This is a genomic window from Streptomyces uncialis, assembly GCF_001905345.1.
Lineage (GTDB): Bacteria > Actinomycetota > Actinomycetes > Streptomycetales > Streptomycetaceae > Streptomyces > Streptomyces uncialis.
In genome coordinates, this window is the sequence record NZ_LFBV01000006.1 from 263,195 (window position 1) to 284,717 (window position 21,523).

Sequence of the window (21,523 nt, forward strand, 5' to 3'; positions counted from 1 at the left end):
GGCTGGCTCCCACCCCCGCCGGGACGGCCGGGCGCCCGCACCCCTCGGTCTCCGGCTGGGGCGCGGCCCGCCTCACCTGCCGGTCTCCCACCGTCTCCCCGTCTTTCGCCGTTCCCTTCGCCGGGTCCGTGGGCGTGGCGCCCGGCGGACGAGCGGTTCCGCCCGGACCCACCGGCCGGGATGCGCGCGACACGGGCGTCCAGGTCCACCCCGAGCGGCGGTCCTTCGGCCGGACGGACGTTCTTGCGCACCCTCTCCTGCTCCATGGCCCGCCGTACCGCCTGCGCGGCCGGGGAGAACTCCTCCACGAACGCCGCCGCCCGGCCCTTCGTCCTGCGGTAGTAGAGCCAGCCCCGGCGCTCCGCGCCCAGCAGGGCACGGTCCAGCAGCACAAGGCAGACGGCGCCCGCGACGACGGCCGCCGTCACCACCCAGTTCTCCATGCCGGTGGAACGAACCAGCCCCGCGCCACGTTCCACGGAATGCCGGGGAGCCGGTTCCGGTCGGGGAGACGGTGCCATCAAGCCAGCTATGGGGAGGGGACATTGACGATGCGTCAACGACGGCGGGTACCCGTGGAGGCGACCGGGCCCGAGCAGGGGGCGCGGGCCGACCGTTCCGGACTGTCGTGCGGCGCGTGCGTCGACCGGGCGGACGGCTCATGACCCGCCCGGCCCCGGCGGCCCTCGACTGGGTGGCGTCCGTCGTCGGCGCCCCGGTCACCGGGGCCGACGCGCTGCGGGAGGGGTCGGGGCCCTGGCGGCTGCGGCTGGCGGGCGGCGGGAGCGCGCGGACCGTGGTCCTGCGGACCGGCGGGCCCGGCGGGGAGGTGCGCGAGCGGTTCGCCACCGAGGTGGCGGCCCTGGAGGCCGCCGCGGAGCGGGGTGTCGCCGCGCCCAGGGTGATCGCGTACGACCTGGACGGCACGGCCGCCGGCCGGCCCGCGCTGCTGACCAGCGTGGTACCGGGCAGCAGTCGTGTCCCGACGGCGGCCGACCCGGCCCGGATGCGGGCCCTGGGGGCGGCCGCCGCCGCGCTGCACTCACTGCCGATGACACCGCGCGCCGCGCTGCCGCGCCGCTCCCGGCCGCTGGCGGACGTGGACTTCGGGGCGCTGCGCCGGTCCCATGGCCCGTCGCCGCTCTGGCGGCGGGCCACGGAGGCGTTCGCGCGGGCCGCGGTCCCCGACGAGGCGGGTGTGCTGGTCCACGGCGATCTGTGGCAGGGCAACACCATGTGGGACGGCGGCACCCTGACCGGGATCGTGGACTGGGACTCGGCCGGTGTCGGTCACCCCGGGGTGGACCTCGGTTCGCTCCGCTGCGACGCGGCGCTCTACTTCGGCGAACGGGCCGCCGACGAGGTGCTGTCCGGCTGGTGCGAGGCGTCGGGGCGCGCGGCCGGGGACACCGCGTACTGGGACCTGGTCGCCGCGCTCAGCACCCCGCCGGACCTGGCGATGTGGCTCCCCGCGCTCACGGAACAGGGCGGCCCCGCGCTGGACCGGGCCACGGTGGCGGAACGCCGGGACCGGTTCCTGCGGGCTGCCCTGCACGGGCTCGACGCCTGACGGGTGTCCGGCCGGTGGACTCCTTGCCGGTCGGCCGGCCGAACCGCTGACCGGAACCGATCGGCTCCGGCCGACCTGTTCGGCTCCGGCCGGCCCACTCCGGCCGACCACGCCCGCCCCGCTCACCCGCTACGGGGACGACGAGGGTGAGGGGGACGTCTTCGGGACCGGGAGGTTGAACACATGGTCCGGGGTCACGATCTCGGTGATCGCCTGGCCGAACAGCGTGCTCGGTTCCTGCTTGTCGTGCAGGATGTCCGTGTTGAGGAGGACGACGAGCGTCGCCTTCGGCCCGGGCAGATAGATCGTCAGGGACTCGTACCCGGGCAGTGAGCCGTTGTGGCCGATCCACCCCTGGACGTTGAAGATGCCCAGTCCGTATCCGGCGCCCGGGATCGACGTGGGAGCGGTCTTCAGCCGCTCGGCCTGGGTCTCGGGGGTCAGCAGGGTGCCGTTGGCGAGGGTGGGCGCCCAGATCCGCAGGTCCCGGAGGTTGGAGATCATCGCACCGGCGGCCCAGCCCCACGAGGGGTTCCAGTCGGCGGAGTCCTCGACCTTCCCGTTGGCGGTCTGGTCGGTGTAGCCCTGGGCGTGCGGGCTGGGGAACGCGGCGTCCGTGGGGAAGGAGGTGTGCCGCATCCCCGCGGGGTCCAGGACGTTTCGCTGGATGAACTCGTTGATCGGCGTTCCGCTCACCTTCTCCACCACCAGCCCGACGAGGATGAGGTTGGTGTTGGAGTACTCGAACTCCTCGCCCGGCTGGAACTGCACCGGGTGCTTGAAGGAGTAGTCGAGCAACTCCTGCGGGGTGAAGGGGCGGTCGGGGTCCGAGGTCAGCGCCTTGAAGAAGTCCTCGTCCATCGAGTAGTTGAACAGTCCGCTACGCATCCCGGCGAGCTCCCGCAGCGTGATTCTGTCGCCGTTCGGGACGCCGTCGATGTATCTCCCGATCGTGTCGTCGAGGCCGATCTTGCCCTGGTCGACCAGTTCGAGCATGGCGGTCACGGTGAAGGTCTTGGTCTCGCTGCCGATCCGCATGTACAGGTCGGGGTCCATCGGCGCCTTGGTGTCCTTGTCGGCGACACCGAAGGAGCGGACGTAACTCCCCTTGCCGGACGCCCAGAGTCCGACCGTCACACCTGGTACCCCGGCCTCCGACATGACCTTCTTGACCGCGGAGTCGAGCTGGGTGGCCGTGGCACCGTCGAGGTCGGGGAAGGCCGGGTCCGTCGCGGACGGTGGGGCGGAGACGGTCCGCTCCGGGGACAGGGTCTGTGCGGAGGAGACCCCCGTCGAGGCCGGGACGACCAGCATCCCGGCCGCGGCGAGCCCTACGCACGCCCTGCGCCAACGTATCGGTGAGCGCTTCACAGTGGCCCTCCCGTCTGTTGTGGCCCGTACGGCCCACAAGACGACGTCACCCCTTCGGACCAGGCTAGGCCCGCCCGCGAACCCCCGCACGGCGACTTCCCCGCGCCCCGGGACGTACGGCGCCGTGAGCCGTTGTCCCCCACGGTCCGCCTTCGCTTGCGCCCTTGAGCTTCCTGTGCTGGGCCCACTCGTTCCGGTGCGGGTCGCTCGTGGGGTGCGGTTCCCCGCGCCCCTGGATGCTGCGCCTCTCCGTTGTCCGACGGGTGCGGGTGTGTCCTCGTCTTTTGCGCAGTTCCCCGCGCCCCCGGATGCTGCGCCTGCCCGCTGTCCGTCGAGTGCGGGTCCGCCCTCGTCTTTTGCGCAGTTCCCCGCGCCCCTGGATGCTGCGCCTCTCCGTCGTTTGTCGGGTGCGGGTCCGCCCTCGTCTTTTGCGCAGTTCCCCGCGCCCCTGGATGCTGCGCCTGCCCGCTGTCCGTCGAGTGCGGGTCCGCCCTCGTTTTTGCGCGTGCCCAATTCGGGGCCCGCGGCAGCCGTCGCGTCGGTGGGCCGACGGGGACCGTTACCGGCGGGAGCCCTCGTCCAGCCGCAGGCTCCACCGGCCCGCGCCACCCGCCAGGGTCACTGTGGACAGCGGCGGCGCGTCGATGCTCCAGTACGTGTCCGGGGGCACATGAAGCGCGTACACCAGCACCGCGCGGACGACCGCGGGTTCGGCGACGGCGACGATACGGACCCCGTCGTCGGCGGGACGGGTGTCGAGCCAGTGACCGACCCGTGTGATGAACCTCAGCAACGACTCGCCCCCGTGCGGCGCCGACCGCGGATCGCGCAGCCAGCTGTCGAACGCCTGGGGCTCCCCCGCCGCGACCTCCATCAGGGTGCGTCCCCGCCAGCGCCCCATGTCGCAGTCGCTGAGGGCGGGCTGGGCGAGCGGCGCGAACCCGAGGGCGGTCCCGGTGGCGCGGCTGCGCGGGGTCGGCGAGCAGTAGCGCAACTCGGCCGCCCCCAGCGGGACGAGCGTCGGCGCGGCGAGCCGGACCTCGTACCAGCCGGCCTCGTCGAGCGGCCGGTCCTCGTCGAAACGCTCCGCGAGCAGCGGGGAGCTGCGGGCGGCGGCGATGAGCGTGACCCGAACCTGCATGCCGCGATCGTGGAGCCCGGGCAGGCCCAGGTCAAGGCTTGACAGAGGGTGACCTTCCGGCTCAGGCGGCCGACCCTCCGGGCGCCGCGTCCGCGGTACGGACGGCGGCCTCCCCAACTCCCCCACCCACCAAGGGAATGACTCCGGGAGAGTGCCCCCAGGGCATGCCCACGAGAATGCGCGCCACAACCGGCGGCGCTCAGGAGCGGAACTCCTCCCACGCGGCGCGCAACCGCCGCACACCCTCCGTGATCTCCGCCAGATCCGCGACCGCGGCGAAACTGATCCGCACATGCGGGGCGGGGGGTTCGGCGCAGAAGTAGGGCCGCCCCGGAGCGAGCGCGACCCCGTGCGCCAACGCCCCGGCCACGAGCGCGTTCTCGTCGGTGCCGTCGGGCAGCCGCAGCCAGAGCTGATAGCCGCCGGCGGGCAGGTGCGGGGCGGCGATCCCCGGCAGCGCGAGCCCCAGCGCGTGGCGCATCCGCTCGCGCCGGGCCCCCAGTTCGACGGCGACCGCCCGCAGATGGCGGGGCCAGGCGGGCGCGCCGACGAGTTCGAGGGTGGCCTCCTGGAGGGGCCGCGGTACGAAGAAGGTGTCGACGACCTGGATGGCGCGCAGCCGTTCCAGCACGGGCCCCCGGGCGGCCAGCGCGCTGACCCGGAAGCTGGGCGAGGTGGCCTTGGTCAGCGAGCCGACATGGACGACGACCCCGTCCGGGTCGTCGGCCGCGAGCGGCGGGGGCAGCGGCCCGCAGTCCTGGTGCGCCAGCCGCCGTACGAAGTCGTCCTCGATCACGAAGGCCCCGGCGTCGCGGGCGATCCGCAGGATCTCCGGGCGGCGTTCGGCGGACAGTACGGCGCCGGTCGGGTTCTGGAAGAGCGGCTGGCAGACGAGGACCCGGGCGCCGGTGGCCCGGAACGCGTCGGCGAGCAGCGCGGGGCGCACCCCGTCCGTGTCGACGGGGACGGGGACCGGCCGCAGCCCGGCCGCGCGGGCGATGGCCAGCATGCCGGGGTAGGTCGGTGACTCCACCAGGACCGGGGCGCCGGGCGGGGCGAGCGCGCGCAGGGCGGTGGTGAGCGCGGACTGGCCGCCGGAGGTGATCAGCACCTCGGCGGCGGTCATGGACCCGCCGATCCCGCGCGCGAACCATTCGCGCAGCTCGGGCAGTCCGTCCACGGGCGGACGGCCCCAGGCCCCGGGGCGGCGTCCGGCCCGCGCGAGGGCGTCGGCCATCGCCCGCTCGGGCTGGAGGGAGGGATGGAGGTAGCCGCCGTTGAACTCGACCACCCCGGCGGGGGGCGCGGCGAGGGTGACGAGGACCCCGGAGGCGTCGACCGAGCGGGGTACGGCGTCGGCGGTGGCGTCGGCGCTGAGCGCGAGTTCCTGCCAGGAGGTGTCCCCGGCGGGGGTGTCCCGGCCGGCGGTACGGGGGTCGGGTCCGGCGCGGAAGGCCCCGGCGCCGGGCCGGGTCGTCACAAGCCCTTCGGCGGCGAGCCGGGCCAGCGCCCGGGAGACGGTCACCGGACTGATCCGGTAGCGCTCGACCAGGGCCCTGCTGGACGGCAGCTTCTCACCCGGGGAGTAGCGCTTCACCTCGTCACGGAGGCGATTCACCAGTTCATCGGCGCTGCTACGCTCATACATGAGAGCTCAAGATAGCGCTACTTCGGCTGGGACGATAGCGGTGCACGCTCCGGTCGGCGAGGTGACGGCCTCCGGGGCGACCGGGGACGCCGGTGGGTCCCGCTCCCCCGGGTCCCGGCGCGGTGGCACCCTGCTCGCGGCCCTCGGCGTCCTCGCCTTCTCGCTCACCTTCCCGGCGACCGCGTGGGGGCTGGAGGGGTTCGGCCCCTGGTCGTTGGTGACGGTGCGCAGCGTGCTGGCGGCCGTGATCGCGGGCGGCTGTCTGCTGCTGACCCGGGCGCCGGTACCGGCGCGACGGCACTGGCCGGGTCTCGCGGTGGTCGCCGCGGGCACCGTACTCGGCTTCCCGTTGCTCACCACGCTGGCCCTGGAGACCTCCAGTACCGCGCATGCCGCGGTGGTCGTCGGGCTGCTGCCGCTGACGACGGCGGTCTTCGCGGCGCTGCGCACGGGTGCCCGCCCGTCGCGCGCGTTCTGGGCCGCCGCGGGCGCGGGGGCGGCGGCCGTGGCCGTGTTCACCTTCGGACGCGGCGGGGGCGCCCTGACGACCGCCGATCTGTATCTGTTCGGCGCGCTGCTGATCTGCGCCGCCGGGTACACCGAGGGCGGCAGACTCGCGCGGATCATGCCCGGCCGGGAGGTCATCTCCTGGGCCCTGGTGATGTGTCTGCCGCTGGCGGTCCCGGGGGCGCTGGTCGCGCTGTCCCGGGAGCCGGTGGCGCTCACCGCGCACGGGGTCGCCGGACTGCTGTGGGTCGCGGTCGGTTCGCAGTTCCTCGGGCTCGTGGTCTGGTACCGGGGAATGGCGGTGATCGGGGTGCCCCGGGCCAGTCAGCTCCAGCTCGCCCAGCCGCTGCTCACGCTGGTGTGGTCGGTGTTCCTGCTGGGCGAGCGTCTCCCGGTGGCCGCGCCGGTGACCGCCGTGGCGGTGCTGGTCTGTATCGCGGTGACCCAGCGGGCCCGGACCTGACGGCGCCGTCCGGCCCCCGGTCGTAGACTTGGCGGGTAGGGAACGGATCGTCGGCCGGGCGGCCCCGCATGGACGGTACGCCGGGTCCCCCGGGTGCGGCGCGCGCCCGGGCAGGACGAGGAGGGCCCGTCATGGAAGCAGTCAAGGGCGACCGGTTGCTGGTGCACGGCAGGACCGTCGGCCGGCGCGACAAGGTCGCGGAGATCGTCGAGGTCATGGGCGACGCGGGCACCCCGCCGTACCGCGTCCGCCACGAGAACGGTCATGAGTCGGTGATGGCGCCCGGTCCGGACTGTGTGGTCCGGCACCGGCACCCCGCCGCGCCACGGTGACCGCACGTCAGCCCCGGACCCGCGTGGGGTAGTGGTCCGCGACGACCCTGGCCATGGCGCCACTCGGGTCGTCGCGGACCTCGCGGCCCGAGAAGAAGACATGCCCGTCCACCCTCGGATGCTTCTTCTTCGCCAGGGTGAGATGACGGGACAGCTCGGCGGGGTCCTGCCACGGCGCGGGCTGCGCCGGGTCGCCCGACTTGTACAGCGCCTCCCCGATGTAGAGGTCGGTGTCCGTCCCCTCGGCCACCCCGGCCCACCAGGACATCAGCCGGGCGTAGTCGGCGGCCTCGAAGCCGATGTGCCAGTAGAGCTGAGGGCAGATGTAGTCGATCCAGCCCTCCCGTACCCAGGTCCGGGTGTCCGCGTACAGATCGTCGTACGTCTGGACGCCCGCGCGGGTGTCGGAGCCGCGGGGGTCGGTGGCCGCGTTGCGCCAGACACCGAACGGGCTGATGCCGAGCCGGACCCCCGGCCGCAGCTCCCGCAGACGCGCGGCGGTCTCCCGGACCAGCAGATCCGTGTTGTGGCGGCGCCAGGCGGCCCGGTCGGGGAAGCCGTCGCCGTGCTCGGCGTACGCGGCGTCGTCGTCGAAGTCCTCGCCCGCGACGGGGTACGGGTAGAAGTAGTCGTCCCAGTGGAGGGCGTCGACGGGATAGCGGCGGACCGCGTCCAGCATCGCCTCCCGGACGAACGCCCTGACCTCCGGCAGCCCCGGGTTGTAGTACAGCTTGCCGCCGTACGGGACGACCCAGCCGGGATTGCGGCGCGCCGGATGCGAGGCGGCGAGCCGGGCGGGGTCGGTGTGATGCGCGACACGGTACGGATTGCACCAGGCGTGCAGTTCGAGCCCCCGGTCATGGGCCTCCGCGACGGCGGTGCCCAGCGGGTCCCAGCCGGGGTCACGGCCCTGCGTACCGGTCAGGTACTGCGACCAGGGCTCATGGGTCGAGGGCCACAGCGCGTCGGCGGTGGGACGGACCTGGAGGATCACGGCGGTGAGCCGCCGCTCGACGGCCAGGTCCAGCCAGCCCAGCAGCTCGTCACGCTGCCGGGCGGCGGACAGTCCCGCCTTGGAGGGCCAGTCCCGGTTGGTGACGCTGGCCACCCACATGCCCCGGATCGCGTGGCCGTCCCGCGCGGGCCCGGCCGGGTGCGGCCGGGCGGTGGCGGTGGCGGGCTGGTGGTCACCGGCGATCGTCAGCCCGGCGAGCAGCGTCATCGAGCCCACCGTGAAACCCCTGCGATTCAGATGCCCCATGCGATCATCCCGTTCCTTCCGTTCTTCCGCGCCGCCGTCGTCCACGCCGGTCCGGCCGTCCCTCCGGACAGAATGCCCGACCCGGCGGCCGGGTCCCGGTTCGTTCCGGAGTACCGTGCAGACGGAGGCAGGCGCCTGCTCCATACGGGGTCCTGTCGGATCGAAGTTCACGAAAGGGACGAAGTGACGGACACGCTGACCGACATCACACGCGTCGGAGTGGTGGGCTGCGGCCAGATGGGAGCGGGCATCGCCGAGGTCTGCGCCCGCGCGGGCCTGGATGTCAAGGTCGCCGAGACGACGGGCGAGGCACTGGAGTTCGGCCGCACCCGGCTGTTCAGCTCCCTGGCGAAGGCCGCCGAGCGGGGGAAGATCAGCGCGGAGGAGCGTGCCGCCACGGAGTCCCGCCTGGGGTTCACCACCGACCTCGGCGAGTTCGCCGACCGTGATCTCGTGATCGAGGCCGTGGTCGAGAACGAGCAGGTCAAGACGGAGATCTTCCAGGTGCTGGACCAGGTGGTGACCCGCCGGGACGCGATCCTGGCGTCGAACACCTCCTCCATCCCGCTGGTGAAGCTGGCCGTCGCCACCTCCCGGCCGGACCAGGTCATCGGCATCCACTTCTTCAACCCGGCACCCGTGCAGCGGCTGGTCGAGCTGATCCCGGCGCTCACGACCTCCGAGGCGACGATCAGCCGCGCCCAGCTGATGGTCGAGAAGGCGCTCGGCAAGCACGCGATCCGGGCGCAGGACCGCTCCGGCTTCGTGGTGAACGCGCTGCTCATCCCGTACCTCCTGTCGGCGGTGCGGATGTTCGAGTCCGGCATCGCCAGCCGTGAGGACATCGACAACGGCATGGAGCTGGGCTGCGCCCACCCGATGGGCCCGCTGAGGCTCGCGGACCTGATCGGGCTGGACACGGTCGCGTCGGTCGCGGACTCGATGTACGCGGAGTTCAAGGAGCCCCTGTACGCGGCGCCGCCGCTGCTCCAGCGGATGGTCGACGCGGGGCGGCTGGGCCGTAAGTCCGGGTCGGGCTTCTACCCCTACGGCTGACGGTTCCGCGGCCGGCGGTTCCACCGCTCGGCGCGTGCTCGCGGGTTTCGGGCCGCCGCTCCCTGTACGGGGGCGGCGGCCCGTTCTGCCGGACCCGGACCGTGGCGGCGCGGTGCCCGGCGGGACGTGCGGGGGGCGGTCGGGGGTGCCGCGGCGGTCAGCGGGACACGGTGTCCTGGCCGAGCCGCAGATGGTGCAGGAGCAGCAGGGCCGCGGCCATGTTCGCCGCCGGGACCTCGCCGCGGGCCACCAGATCGGGGACGAGTTTCAGCGGCACCCGCTCACGGCGGTCCGACTCGAAGTCGTCCACGGGATGGCCGGTGTACGTGGCCTCCTCGGTCCAGTAGACGTGGTGCACGGCGTCGGTGAGGCCGTTGGACACTCGTTCCTGTGCGGGTCGCCTTCGCTTGCGCCTCCAGGTCTCCCCACCTGAACGTACCTTCGCCCGTGCGGGCCGGACGGGAGTGCGCAGTTCCCCGCGCCCCTGGGCAACCGCACCTGAGCCCACTCGTTCCCGTGCGGGTCGCCTTCGCCTGCGGCACCAGGTCTCCCCACCTGAACGCACCTTCGCCCGTGCGGGCCGGACGGGAGTGCGCAGTTCCCCGCGCCCCTGGGTAACCGCACCTGAGCCCACTCGTCCCTGTGCGGGACGCCTTCGCCTGCGGCACCAGGTCTCCCCACCTGGACGCACCTTCGCCCGTGCGGGCCGGACGGGGGTGCGCAGTTCCCCGCGCCCCTGGGCAACCGCACCCGAGCCCACTCGTCCCTGTACGGGTCGCCTTCGCCTGCGGCGCCAGGTCTCCCCACCTGAACGTACCTTCGCCCGTGCGGGCCGGACCGGGGTGCGCAGTTCCCCGCGCCCCTGGGCAACCGCACCCGAGCCCACTCGTCCCTGTACGGGTCGCCTTCGCCTGCGGCACCAGGTCTCCCCACCTGAACGCACCTTCGCCCGTGCGGGCCGGACCGGGGTGCGCAGTTCCCCGCGCCCCTGGGCAACCGCACCTGAGCCCACTCGTCCCTGTGCGGGTCGCCCTCGCCTGCGGCACCAGGTCTCCCCACCTGAACGCACCTTCGCCCGTGCGGGCCGGACCGGGGTGCGCAGTTCCCCGCGCCCCTGGGCAACCGCACCTGAGCCCACTCGTCCCTGTGCGGGTCGCCCTCGCCTGCGGCACCAGGTCTCCCCACCTGAACGCACCTTCGCCCGTGCGGGCCGGACGGGAGTGCGCAGTTCCCCGCGCCCCTGGGCAACCGCACCCGAGCCCACTTGTTCCTGTACTGGTTCCACATGGGGCGCAGTTCCCCGCGCCCCTGAAGGGGCGCCCAACTGGGGCTGTCCTCCGTCTGCGGGCTGTCAGCAACCGGGGCCGGGGTTCAAACCACTCTCCTCGCGCGGTCGCGCTGCTGCCGAAGGGGGTGGGCGGGAATCTCTGCTCGCAGACTCCGATGCTCTTCAGTCGGGTAACGACACGTCGTGCCGAGCGTGTCGGATCGAGGACGGAGAATCCCGACCGGCACCGACCCGAAGAACAGACAGAACGCGCCCCAAAGGGGCGCGGGGAACTGCGCAAACCCACCGAGCGACGGCACAGCAACGAAGTACGCCCAGCCGGACAGACCTAGGAAGCGCAAGCGAAGGCGACCCGGCCCTGGCGGAGCTGGACGCGGCTGAGCATGGCCAGCCGGTGCACCCGGCCCCGGTCGTGCGCCGGGGTGTCCACCGCAGCCTCGGCGTGCTCGGCGGCCGACCGGACCGCGTGGCCGAACGGGTGCCCGTCCGTTCAGACGACCCGGTGCGCGGGCCGGGGCAGATAGGTGCCCCGGCCCGCGCGGGTGCGGCCGCGGTCGTTGCGGAGCACCAGGACCGCCGCGTCGTCGGTGGGCAGTCCCCGGGTGTGGCGCAGCAGTTGGCGGAAGACGGCGCGGATCACGGCGTCGGGCGCCAGGGGGTCGGAGCGGATGGCCTCGATCAGGGCGATCTCCAGCGGGAAGAACCTGCCGCGGGCGTCCCGGGCGTCCGCGACCCCGTCGGTGTGCAGGAACAGCGCCTCCCCGGGCAGCAGCGGCCCGCAGGGCACCAGCGCCGGTTCGGCGGGCAGCGGGAAGGGGCCGAGCGGCGGCAGCGGGTCGGCCTCGGTGACGGGGAAGGCCCGGCCCCGTACACCCCGGGGGCCGCTCAGCGACCGCAGCCGGTAGGGCCAGGGATGGCCGCAGTTGAGGGCGACGATGCCGCCGTCGGCGCGGATCTCCACCAGCAGGAGTGTCACGAACTCCTCGGCGACGGGGCTGTCCGGCCCCGGGTCGCCGCCGGGCCGCTCGCAGCGCGCGCGTTCCCCCAGATGACGGGCGAGCGCGCGGTCCAGCCGGCGCAGGACCCCGGCGAGTTCGGGTTCGTCGTGGCCCGCCTCGCGGAAGCTGCCGAGCACGGCGGCGACCGTGGAGAGCGCCGCGAGTCCATGGCCCCGGACATCGCCCATGACGATCCGCACCCCGTGCTCGGTGGCGAGGACGTCGTACAAATCGCCGCCCACGGACGCGCCCCGCTCGGCGGAGAGCTGACCGCCCGCGAGGGCGAGCCCGGCGACCCGGGGCGGCAGGGGCCGCAGCAGGACGTTCTGCGCGGCGGCGGCGACCTTGCGTATCTGGCGGACCTCGCGCAGCAGGGCGTACCGCACATGGACGACGAGCCCGGTGCCCACGGCGAAGAACACGGCGCCGGTGACGAGCCGGGCCCCGAAGCCCGCGTCATGGGCCAGCGGACAGACGAGCTTGTACGTGATCGCGACCGCGCCCCACAGCATGGGCAGGCCCAGCGCCCGCGCGGAGGACCGGAGCCACGGGGGAACCCCGGCCTTGATACGGATCATGCCGACGGCCCCCTTGTAGCCTCTGCCGCGCGCGGCCGACCCTTACGGGCCGGATCGATTCTCGCGACCGGGTGCCCCGGCTGGATGCGATCGGCCGGACTTGCCACCCGAACGAGTGAGGCCGGTGCCGCGCCACGCCGAAGGGGCGCGTCCGGAACTCCGGACGCGCCCCTCATCAGGCGTTTCGCGGCGGCGGGCGGCCTGTTCGCCGGGCCCGCGCGCCGGGCGGGTCAGGCGCCGCGCAGCACCGCGCCCGCCGCCTCGGCCGCGTGCGCGACGGCCGCGTCACGGGCCGCCGACGCCTCCTCGACGGTCAGCGTGCGGTCGGCCGCCCGGAACCGCAGCGCGTACGCGAGGGACTTCTTGCCCGCGCCGAGCTGGTCGCCGGTGTAGACGTCGAACAGCCGCACGTCCTCCAGCAGCGGTCCGGCGCCCAGCCGGAGCTGGTGCTCCACGAAAGCGGCCGGGACCTCGTCGTCCACGACGAGCGCGACGTCCTGGGTGGCCACCGGGAAGGTGGAGATCCGGGGCGCCTGGAGCACCCCTTCGCCCGCCTGCTGGAGGACGTCCAGGTTCAGTTCCGTCGCGCAGGTGCGGGCGGGCAGGCCGAACGCCTTGACCACCCGGGGGTGCAGCTCACCGGCGTGCCCGATCAGGGTCTTGACCCCGTCGGCCACGACGTGGAGCGCGGCGCAGCGGCCGGGGTGCCAGGGCCCGTACCGGCCGCTCTCGACGGCGAGCTCGACGCCCGCCTCCCGGGCGACGGTGCGCGCGGCCTCGACGGCGTCGGCCCAGTCGGCCGGACGGCCCTTGCCCCACCAGCCGGCCTGTTCGCGGGCACCCGCGAGGACGACGGCGACATGCCGGGGCTGGACGGGCAGCGCCGATGTCAGCGACACGATCTGCTCGTCGGTGGGGCGGTGGTCCACCGGGAGGCGGTCCGCGGTGTGCTGCTCGGCGCGGGGGTGGAAGACCAGCCCGGTCTCGAACAGCGCGAGGTCGTGGCTGCCGCGTCCGTCGTTGCGGCGCAGCGTGGCGAGCAGGCCCGGCAGCAGCGTCGTACGGAGCGCGGGCTCCTCGTCGGACAGCGGGTTGACGAGGGTGACGACCTGGCGGTCGGGGTCGTCGGCGGTGAGTCCGAGCTGGTCGAGGGCGCGCTCCCCGAGGAAGGGGTAGTTGAGCGCCTCGACGTATCCGGCCCCGGCGAGCGCCCGGCCGACGCGGCGGTGCAGCCGCTGGCGGTCGGTGAGCCCGCGGCCCGCGGGGGGCCTCGGCAGGGTGGAGGGCAGGTTCTCGTAGCCCTCCAGCCGGATGACCTCCTCGGCGAGGTCGTTGGGGTCGGTGAGGTCGGGCCGCCAGGTCGGGACGGTGACGATCAGCTCGTCCTGCCCGTAGACGTCGCAGCCGACCTCCTGGAGGCGGCGGACGACCGTCTCCCGGCCGTAGGTCACGCCCGCGACCTGGTCGGGGTGGTCGGCGGAGATCCGGATGGTGTGCGGGGCGTCCGGGCCGATGAACTCGGTGACGCCCGCGTCGGCGCTGCCGCCCGCGAGGAGGATCAGCAGATCGACGGTGCGCTGCGCGGCGGCGGAGGCGGCGAGCGGGTCGACGCCGCGTTCGAAGCGCCGGGACGCCTCGGACGACAGCTTGTGCCGCCGGGCGGCCCGCGCGACGGTCACGGGGTCGAAGTGGGCGGCCTCGACGACGACCTCGGTGGTGCCGGTGACCTCACCGGTGGACGGGTCGGTGACCGGGTCGGCGATCTCGGTGTGGGCGCCGCCCATGACGCCCGCGAGGCCGATGGGGCCGCGGTCGTCGGTGATCACCAGGTCCTCGGCGTCGAGGACCCGCTGGACGCCGTCGAGGGTGGTCAGCTTCTCGCCGGGGGTGGCGCGGCGGACCCCGAGGGGGCCGTCGACCCGGCCGCGGTCGTAGGCGTGCAGCGGCTGGCCCAGCTCCAGCATCACGTAGTTGGTGATGTCGACGGCCAGCGAGATGGGGCGCATCCCGGCCTTCTGGAGGCGGCGGCTCAGCCAGATCGGGGACCGGGCCTCGGGGTCGAGTCCGGTGACCGTGCGGGCGGTGAAGCGGTCGCAGGCGCGGGGGTCGGTGACCTGGACCGGGTAGCCGTAGGCGTTGGGTCCGGGCACGTCGAGCAGCGCCGGGTCGCGCAGCGGCAGCCCGTAGGCGGTGGCCGTCTCCCTGGCCACCCCGCGCAGCGACAGGCAGTAGCCGCGGTCGGGGGTGACGGCGATGTCGAGGACCTCGTCGACGAGTTCGAGGAGCTCGATCGCGTCGGTGCCGACCTCGTGCTCGGGCGGGAGGACGATGATGCCCTTGGTGCCGTCGTCGCCCATGCCCAGCTCGTCGCTGGAGCAGATCATGCCGCGCGACACCCGGCCGTACGTCTCGCGCTCGGCGATCGCGAAGCCGCCGGGCAGCTCGGCGCCGGGCAGCACGACGACGACCTTGTCGCCGACGGCGAAGTTCCGGGCGCCGCAGACGATCTCCTGCGGGGCGCCGGTGCCGTTGGCGGTGCCGACGTCGACGGTGCAGAAGCGGATGGGCTTCTTGAAGCCCTCCAGCTCCTCGATGGTCAGGACACGGCCGACGACGAGGGGGCCCTTGAGGCCCGCGCCGAGCTGTTCGACGCTCTCGACCTCAAGGCCGGCGGAGACCAGCCTGGCCTGTACGTCACGGCCGGTCTCGGAGGCGGGGAGATCGACGTACTCCCGCAGCCAGGAAAGCGGGACCCGCATCAGATCTCCATCCCGAACGGCCGGGTGAACCGGACGTCACCCTCGACCATGTCTCGCATGTCCTCGACGTTGTGGCGGAACATCAGCATCCGCTCGATGCCGAACCCGAAGGCGAATCCGCTGTACTTCTCCGGGTCCACGCCGCAGGCGGTGAGCACCCGGGGGTTGACCATGCCGCAGCCGCCGAGCTCGATCCAGCCCTCGCTGCCGCAGGTGCGGCAGGGGCGGTCGGGGTTGCCGACGGACTCGCCGCGGCAGACGTAGCAGAGCATGTCCATCTCGGCGGACGGCTCGGTGAAGGGGAAGTAGTTCGGCCGCAGCCGGGTCTTCATGTCCGAGCCGAACAGCGACTGGACCATATGGTCCAGGGTGCCCTTGAGGTCGGCCATGGTCAGGCCCTCGTCGACGGCCAGCAGCTCGATCTGGTGGAAGACCGGGGTGTGCGTGGCGTCCAGCTCGTCGGTGCGGTAGACGCGGCCGGGGCACACCACGTACACGGGCAGCTCACGGGCGAGCAGCGCGCGGGCCTGAACGGGCGAGGTGTGGGTGCGCAGGACGATCCCGGAGGCGTCCTCCGCGGCGCCGGCGCCCTCGGGGCCGGCGACGAAGAACGTGTCCTGCATCTGCCGGGCGGGGTGGTCGGGCGTGAAGTTGAGCGCGTCGAAGTTGAACCACTCGGCCTCGGCCTCGGGGCCTTCGGCGATCTCGTAGCCCATGTCCACGAAGACGTCGGAGACGCGCTCCATGAGGGTCGTCAGCGGGTGCCGGGCGCCGGCCGGGACGCGGTCGAAGGGCAGCGTGACATCGACCGCCTCCTCGACGAGCACCCGGGCGTCCCGCTCGGCCTCCAGTTCGGTCTGCCGCGCGGCGAACGCCTTGTTCACGGCTCCCCGGGCCTGGCCGACGCGCTTGCCCGCCTCGGCCTTGGCCTGCGGGGGGAGCGCGCCGATCTCGCGGTTGGCGAGCGCCAGGGGGGAGGTGCCGCCGCTGTGGGCGATCTTGGCCTCCTGGAGCTCGGCGAGGTCACCCGCGGCGGCGAAGGCGGCGAGCGCCTCGTCCCGCGCGCGCTCGATCTCTTGCGGTTTCAGTGCCTCGACCTCGACCGGGTCGTACGACTTGTTCGGTGCCGACATCTCTTCCCGTGCTTCCGATTGGCTGGCGGATGGTCCCCGTCCCGGCTCATGGACGCCTCGTCCCGCTGGGGCGACGTGTCGTCCCGGAAGTGGGGACGCAAAAGTGCCAGGGGCCGATTCTAACGGGGTCGGGAGGCGCGCCCGCGCCGTGGCCCGGTGGCCCCGGACGGGGCGGAGCGGCTTCCCTGGCCGCGGGCCGGTGCTCCCGGCCGCGGGTGGGGGCGCCCGTGGTTCCTCAGACCAGATAGGCCGGGGTCGCCACGGGCAGGGTAAATCGGAACCGCGCGCCCCCGTCGGGGCCGCGTCCGACGGTGATCGTGCCGCCGTGGGCCTCGACGATGCCCTTGACGATGTACAGGCCGAGCCCGGTGCCGCCGCGCTTGCTGCCCCGCCAGAAGCGGGTGAAGACACGGTTCATGGACTCCTCCGGGATGCCTGGCCCCTCGTCGCTGACCGTGACCGCGGTGCCGGTGATGCCCGGCTCGCGCGGACCCGGTGAGGGTTCCACCTCGATGGTGACGGTTCCCTCGCCGTGGCGCACCGCGTTTTCCAGGAGGTTGCTCAGGACCTGGTCGACCTTGTCGGGGTCGGCCCACAGGGCGGGCAGCGGCTGGCGCAGCCGGACCAGGAATCGGTCGACGGGCTGCCCGGCGGCCACATGGGCCTGGACATGGCGCCCTACGGCGGCGCCGATGTCGACCGGCTGGCGGCGCACCTCCAGGCGTCCGGAGTCGATCCGGGAGATGTCGAGGAGTTCCGCGATGAGCCGGGTGACGCGGTTGGCGTCGGCGTCGACGGTCTCCAGCATCAGTTTCTTCTGCTCGTCCGTGAAGCGTTCCCACTTGGCGAGCAGGGTCGCCGTGAACCCCTTGACGGAGGTCAGCGGGGAGCGCAGCTCATGGGCGACGGTCGCGATGAGTTCGGCGTGGCTGCGTTCGGTGCGGCGTCTGCCCTCGGTGTCCCGCAGGGAGACGACCACCCGCCGTACGGGGCCCTTGGGGGCGGTACGGACGTAGCGCGCGGTGACCATGACCTCACGGCCGCCGGGCAGCAGCAGGTTCCGCTCGGGCTGGCCGCCCCGGATGACGAGTCCGCCGTACGGGTCGGTGAGCCGCCACCAGCGGCGGCCCTCCAGGTCCTCCAGCGGCAGCGCGAGCTCCAGCGGGGCGCCGAGGGCGTCGGCGGGGCTGACGGCGGTGATCCGGGCGGCGGCGGCGTTGAAGCAGATGACCCGGCCGGTCTCGTCGGCGACGACGAGTCCGTCGGGCAGATCGTCCGCGGTGATCCCGAACGCGCCCGGTGCTTCCTCTACGCCCTGTGCGTCCTGGCAGGACGCGGCGGCCGGATCGCGCACGCCGTCCGCGTCCGCCGTGCCGCTGGTGCCGACAGCCATGTCCCCGTATCCCACCTCTCGAACTGGTGCAGTGGGCCCCCGAGTTCGTCACCCTACTAGCCCCCGGTCCCCTACTACCAGTCACCGGTGGCCTACAGGGATCTTGGGCGGCGCGGGACCGACGGGGGTGGTGCGGACGTGCGCCCCGGTGCGCGTGCCGGGCGCATGTGCCCCGGGGGCACGCGGGCGGACCCGGGTGCGCGGAGCGCGTACGGAGGCGGGTGTGGGTACGCGGGTCGGGTACGGGTGCGCGGAGCGGGTACGCGGGTCGGGTACGGAGATGGGCGGGTATGGGTGCGGGGGTCGGCGTGCCGGGGCGGCGGGTGCCTAGGCCCGGCAGCCGCCGGTGGTGCGCTGGGCGCGGGCCGAGGCGTAGAGGCAGACGGCGGCGGCCGTCGCGAGGTTCAGGCTCTCGGCCCTGCCGTGGATCGGGACGCGGACCACGGCGTCCGCGAGGCTGCGGGTCTCCTCGGGCAGGCCCCACGCCTCGTTGCCGAAGACCCAGGCGGTGGGTCCGCCCATGGTGCCCCGGTCGAGTTCCGTGTCGAGGTCGTCGTCACCCGCGCCGTCGGCGGCGACGATCCGTACGCCCGCCTCGCGCAGCCGGCCGACGGCCGTCTCGACGGGGACGCCTACCGCGACCGGCAGATGGAAGTGCGAGCCGACCGACGCGCGGACCGCCTTCGGGTTGTAGAGGTCCACCGACGCGTCGGTGAGGACCACGGCGTCGGCGCCGGCCGCGTCCGCGCAGCGCAGTACGGTGCCCGCGTTGCCCGGGTCGCGGACATGGGCGAGGACCGCGACGAGCCGGGGCCGGGCGGCGACGATCTCCTCGAAGGGGGTGTCGAGGAAGCGGCACACCCCCACGAGGCCCTGCGGGGTGACGGTGGTGGAGATCTCCGCGACGACGGTCTCGTCGGCGAGGTGGACGCGGGCGCCCGCGCGGTGGGCAGCCGCGAGGATGTCGGGGTAGCGGTCCGCGGCGTCCGGGGTGGTGAAGAGCTCCACGAGGGTCGGGGCGCCGCCCGTGCGGTGGGCCGCGGCCTCGCGTACGGCCTGGGGGCCCTCCGCGAGGAAGAGCCGCTCCTTGCCGCGGAAGTTGCGGCGGGCGAGACGCTTGGCCGCGGAGACCCGCGGGGAGCGGGGAGAGATCAGCTCGGGGGCCGGGGTCATGGTTGCCTCTCCTCGGGGTCGGCGCGGGGGCTGCGCGGGGCTTCGGCGGGGGATGCTGCCCGGTCGGTGTGGTTCCCCGGGTGCGGGTGCTGCGTTTTTCGCGCAGTTCCCCGCGCCCCTGGACGGGGCCCGGCGCTGCCTGGCTGGGGCTGATCGCCGGGTGCGGGTGGTGCGCTTTTGCGCAGTTCCTCGCGCCCCTGGACGGGGCCCGGTGCTGCCTGGCTGGGGCTGTTTCCCGGGTGCGGGTGCTGCGTTGTTTGCGCAGTTCCTCGCGCCCCTGGACGGGGCCCGGTGCTGCCTGGCTGGGGCTGATTGCCGGGTGCGGGTGGTGCGCTTTTGCGCAGTTCCTCGCGCCCCTGGACGGGGCCCGGTGCTGCCTGGCTAGGGCTGTTTCCCGGGTGCGGGCTCAGCCGAGGGGCGAGGAGCGGGCTTTCCGCAGGCGGTCGGGCGGGCAGCGCGGCGGCGGTGGACGGCCCGGGGGTGACAGGGCGGGGAACGGACGAACCCGTGGGCCTCGGAAGGTCCACGGGTCCGGACGTCACCACGGAAAGCGAGCGCAGCGATCAGGCGGCGGCGCGCGGCGCGTTCACATCGCTCGGCAGGGCCTTCTGCGCGGCCTCGACCAGCGCCGCGAAGGCGTTGGCGTCGTTGACGGCGAGCTCCGCGAGGATCTTGCGGTCGACCTCGATGTTCGCGGCCTTCAGCCCCTGGATGAAGCGGTTGTAGGTGATGCCGTTGGCACGGGCAGCGGCGTTGATCCGCTGGATCCAGAGCTGACGGAAGTCGCCCTTGCGCTTCTTGCGGTCGTTGTAGTTGTAAACGAGGGAGTGGGTGACCTGCTCCTTCGCCTTGCGGTACAGGCGCGAACGCTGCCCGCGGTAACCGCTGGCCTGCTCCAGGATCGCCCGGCGCTTCTTGTGGGCGTTGACTGCCCGCTTGACGCGTGCCACTTGTTAACTCCTTGTAGCGGGGCCGTGGTGGTCCTCACACGGCCCGGTATCGAATGGGTCCCGGTCCTGACGTCGTACGGCCCCGGTGTGCGGGGGCCGCGACATCACTTGCCGAGAAGCTTCTTGATCTTCTTGGCGTCGCCCGGAGCCATTTCGGCGTTGCCGGTGAGGCGACGCGTCACACGGGACGACTTGTGCTCAAGCAGGTGGCGCTTGCCGGCACGCTCGCGGAGCACCTTGCCGGAGCCGGTGATCTTGAAGCGCTTGCTGGCACCGCTGTGCGACTTGTTCTTCGGCATAGCGCCGTTCTCTCCTCGTCGGTGGCGCCCCGGTGCCCGGTCCGGGGACCGGGCACTGTGGAGCGTCCTGTGTATCGATGGACATCCCCGGACACGAGGCCCAGGGATCACGCCTCGGCGGACGCCTCGGCCGGAGCCTCTTCCTCGGCGGCGGCCTCGGGAGCCTCGGGGGCCTCGTCGGCCTCGTCGGCGTCCAGGAGCTCTTCGCCGTCGGCCGAGGAGTGCTGCACACGGCCGGGCTGGAGGGCCTGGCGCTCGGCCTTGCGGGCGGCCTGGGCCTCACGGGCCTCGGCCATCGCCTCGGTCTTCTTCTTGTGCGGACCAAGAACCATGATCATGTTCCGGCCGTCCTGCTTCGGGTTGGACTCCACGAAGCCCAGGTCCGCGACATCCTCCGCGAGGCGCTGGAGCAGGCGGTAGCCGAGCTCCGGACGGGACTGCTCACGACCACGGAACATGATCGTGATCTTGACCTTGTCGCCCTGCTTGAGGAACCGTACGACGTGACCCTTCTTGGTGTCGTAGTCGTGCGGGTCGATCTTCGGCCGGAGCTTCATCTCCTTGATGACCGTGTGCGCCTGGTTCTTGCGCGCCTCACGGGCCTTCATGGCCGACTCGTACTTGAACTTCCCGTAGTCCATGAGCTTGCAGACCGGCGGACGGGCGGTCGCCGCGACCTCGACCAGGTCGAGGTCGTACTCCTGCGCAAGCTCCAGGGCCTTGGCAAGCGGAACAATTCCGACCTGCTCGCCACTGGGACCGACAAGTCGAACCTCGGGAACGCGAATCCGGTCGTTGATGCGGGGCTCGGCGCTGATGGATCCTCCTCGGTAGCACCACGCGACGGTCTGGCGGACAGCCGCGTAAAGTCTGTGTTCGTCCGACCTGACCGCGCCGGTACATGAAAAATGCCCCGGACGATCACGGGCGGGGCTCCTTGCATACCGGAACACCGCCGCGACACATCGCGGGGCGTGACTTCGGGCGTGCCATGTCTCTCGACATGACCGCCTGACCGGTGACCCGCCACTCCTAGGAGCGGCCAGGTGGGAGAGCGGAGCCTCCACTTGTGGGCCGGGCACGTGAATGCCCGACCGGTCGTTGCCCCAGATTAACAGTTCCGCGACGGCACGGCTAATTCGCGCCGCCGGGGCCTCACTCCCCTGCCGGACGGGACTGCGCCTATCGTGTGAGGCATGAGTGACGCCACCCCTGACAGCACGGCCGCAGCGGACAGCGACGGCGCGGCCCCCGATTTCGACACCCTGACCCGTGACATCGCCGATGTCCCGGCGGTCGAGGTGATCACGACGGTGGCGGTCCATCTGATGAGCGCCGCCGCGGTGAACCTCGGTCTCGCCGAGGACGGCTCGGACCACAAGGACCTGGACGAGGCCCGCAAGCTGATCCACGCGCTGGCCGGGCTGGTGGACGCGGGCGGCACGGAGATCAGCTCCTTCCACGCGGCTCCGCTGCGTGACGGTCTGAAGTCGCTCCAGCTCGCCTTCCGCGAGGCGTCCGTCGTCCCCGACCAGCCGGGCCAGGGGCCGGGCGAGAAGTACACGGGAGCGCTCTACGGCTAGATCCGCCCGCGCACGCAGGA

At 73.2% G+C, this 21,523-nt stretch carries 17 protein-coding genes and 1 pseudogene; 5 read left to right on the forward strand and 13 right to left on the reverse strand.

The genetic code is table 11. From position 1 onward, the window contains the following. The first annotated feature begins 661 nt into the window (after positions 1-661). Positions 662-1,570: an aminoglycoside phosphotransferase family protein gene (locus tag AB852_RS23680; protein WP_073792190.1), complete on the forward strand. Its 909-nt coding sequence runs from the start codon at positions 662-664 to the stop codon at positions 1,568-1,570. 129 nt (positions 1,571-1,699) lie between these two features. On the opposite strand, the gene AB852_RS23685 is transcribed toward AB852_RS23680, so the two are convergent. The 3 genes from AB852_RS23685 to AB852_RS23695 form a co-directional block, all read right to left on the reverse strand. Next, positions 1,700-2,884 (reverse strand): serine hydrolase domain-containing protein, encoded by a 1,185-nt coding sequence (locus tag AB852_RS23685; protein ID WP_073792191.1) that lies wholly within the window; start codon positions 2,882-2,884, stop codon positions 1,700-1,702. Positions 2,885-3,500: 616 nt separating this feature from the next. Beyond that, positions 3,501-4,082, reverse strand: a complete 582-nt coding sequence (locus AB852_RS23690; RefSeq protein ID WP_073792192.1) for a histidine phosphatase family protein — start codon at positions 4,080-4,082, stop codon at positions 3,501-3,503. A 199-nt stretch (positions 4,083-4,281) separates the two neighbouring features. After that, on the reverse strand, positions 4,282-5,730 hold the full coding sequence (locus AB852_RS23695) for an aminotransferase-like domain-containing protein (RefSeq protein WP_073792193.1): 1,449 nt from the start codon (positions 5,728-5,730) through the stop codon (positions 4,282-4,284). Between AB852_RS23695 and AB852_RS23700 the strand changes: the two genes are divergently transcribed. Both AB852_RS23700 and AB852_RS23705 read left to right on the forward strand, forming a co-directional pair. Next, positions 5,729-6,700, forward strand: coding sequence for a DMT family transporter (locus AB852_RS23700; protein WP_073792194.1), 972 nt, complete (start codon positions 5,729-5,731; stop codon positions 6,698-6,700). The genes AB852_RS23695 and AB852_RS23700 overlap by 2 nt on opposite strands. A gap of 131 nt (positions 6,701-6,831) precedes the next feature. Further along, positions 6,832-7,032 carry a DUF1918 domain-containing protein gene (locus tag AB852_RS23705; protein ID WP_073792195.1) on the forward strand — a complete coding sequence of 67 codons (201 nt, stop codon included), beginning with the start codon at positions 6,832-6,834 and terminating at the stop codon, positions 7,030-7,032. Between the two features lie 7 nt (positions 7,033-7,039). On the opposite strand, the gene AB852_RS23710 is transcribed toward AB852_RS23705, so the two are convergent. Beyond that, complete coding sequence (locus AB852_RS23710; RefSeq protein ID WP_073792196.1) at positions 7,040-8,293, reverse strand: glycoside hydrolase family 10-like protein; 1,254 nt, start codon at positions 8,291-8,293, stop codon at positions 7,040-7,042. A gap of 159 nt (positions 8,294-8,452) precedes the next feature. Between AB852_RS23710 and AB852_RS23715 the strand changes: the two genes are divergently transcribed. Then, the gene (locus tag AB852_RS23715; protein WP_073792390.1) at positions 8,453-9,349 is read left to right on the forward strand and encodes a 3-hydroxybutyryl-CoA dehydrogenase; all 897 of its coding nucleotides are present in this window, start codon (positions 8,453-8,455) and stop codon (positions 9,347-9,349) included. Positions 9,350-9,506: 157 nt separating this feature from the next. On the opposite strand, the pseudogene AB852_RS23720 reads toward AB852_RS23715, so the two are convergent. From AB852_RS23720 to infC, 9 genes and pseudogenes are all read right to left on the reverse strand, one after another. Further along, a pseudogene (locus AB852_RS23720) lies at positions 9,507-9,728 on the reverse strand (NUDIX hydrolase); the annotation flags it as partial. A gap of 1,399 nt (positions 9,729-11,127) precedes the next feature. Beyond that, on the reverse strand, positions 11,128-12,213 hold the full coding sequence (locus AB852_RS23725) for a PP2C family protein-serine/threonine phosphatase (protein WP_079184873.1): 1,086 nt from the start codon (positions 12,211-12,213) through the stop codon (positions 11,128-11,130). 230 nt (positions 12,214-12,443) lie between these two features. Beyond that, positions 12,444-14,972, reverse strand: coding sequence for a phenylalanine--tRNA ligase subunit beta (gene pheT / locus AB852_RS23730; protein ID WP_073792197.1), 2,529 nt, complete (start codon positions 14,970-14,972; stop codon positions 12,444-12,446). Further along, on the reverse strand, positions 14,972-16,105 hold the full coding sequence (gene pheS, locus AB852_RS23735) for a phenylalanine--tRNA ligase subunit alpha (RefSeq protein ID WP_073792198.1): 1,134 nt from the start codon (positions 16,103-16,105) through the stop codon (positions 14,972-14,974). Before pheS ends, pheT begins: the two co-directional genes overlap by 1 nt. A 235-nt stretch (positions 16,106-16,340) precedes the next feature. Then, complete coding sequence (locus tag AB852_RS23740; RefSeq protein ID WP_073792199.1) at positions 16,341-17,498, reverse strand: sensor histidine kinase; 1,158 nt, start codon at positions 17,496-17,498, stop codon at positions 16,341-16,343. Positions 17,499-17,825: 327 nt separating this feature from the next. Next, positions 17,826-18,671, reverse strand: a complete 846-nt coding sequence (locus AB852_RS23745; RefSeq protein WP_073792200.1) for a TrmH family RNA methyltransferase — start codon at positions 18,669-18,671, stop codon at positions 17,826-17,828. A 563-nt stretch (positions 18,672-19,234) separates the two neighbouring features. Further along, positions 19,235-19,621: a 50S ribosomal protein L20 gene (rplT, locus tag AB852_RS23750; protein WP_073792201.1), complete on the reverse strand. Its 387-nt coding sequence runs from the start codon at positions 19,619-19,621 to the stop codon at positions 19,235-19,237. A gap of 104 nt (positions 19,622-19,725) precedes the next feature. After that, on the reverse strand, positions 19,726-19,920 hold the full coding sequence (gene rpmI, locus AB852_RS23755) for a 50S ribosomal protein L35 (protein ID WP_019065473.1): 195 nt from the start codon (positions 19,918-19,920) through the stop codon (positions 19,726-19,728). A 107-nt stretch (positions 19,921-20,027) separates the two neighbouring features. Beyond that, positions 20,028-20,738 carry a translation initiation factor IF-3 gene (gene infC / locus AB852_RS23760; protein WP_073792392.1) on the reverse strand — a complete coding sequence of 237 codons (711 nt, stop codon included), beginning with the start codon at positions 20,736-20,738 and terminating at the stop codon, positions 20,028-20,030. A 378-nt stretch (positions 20,739-21,116) separates the two neighbouring features. Here infC and AB852_RS23765 point away from each other — a divergent pair, with 378 nt between their 5' ends. After that, the gene (locus AB852_RS23765; RefSeq protein ID WP_073792202.1) at positions 21,117-21,503 is read left to right on the forward strand and encodes a DUF1844 domain-containing protein; all 387 of its coding nucleotides are present in this window, start codon (positions 21,117-21,119) and stop codon (positions 21,501-21,503) included. Positions 21,504-21,523 lie beyond the last annotated feature (20 nt).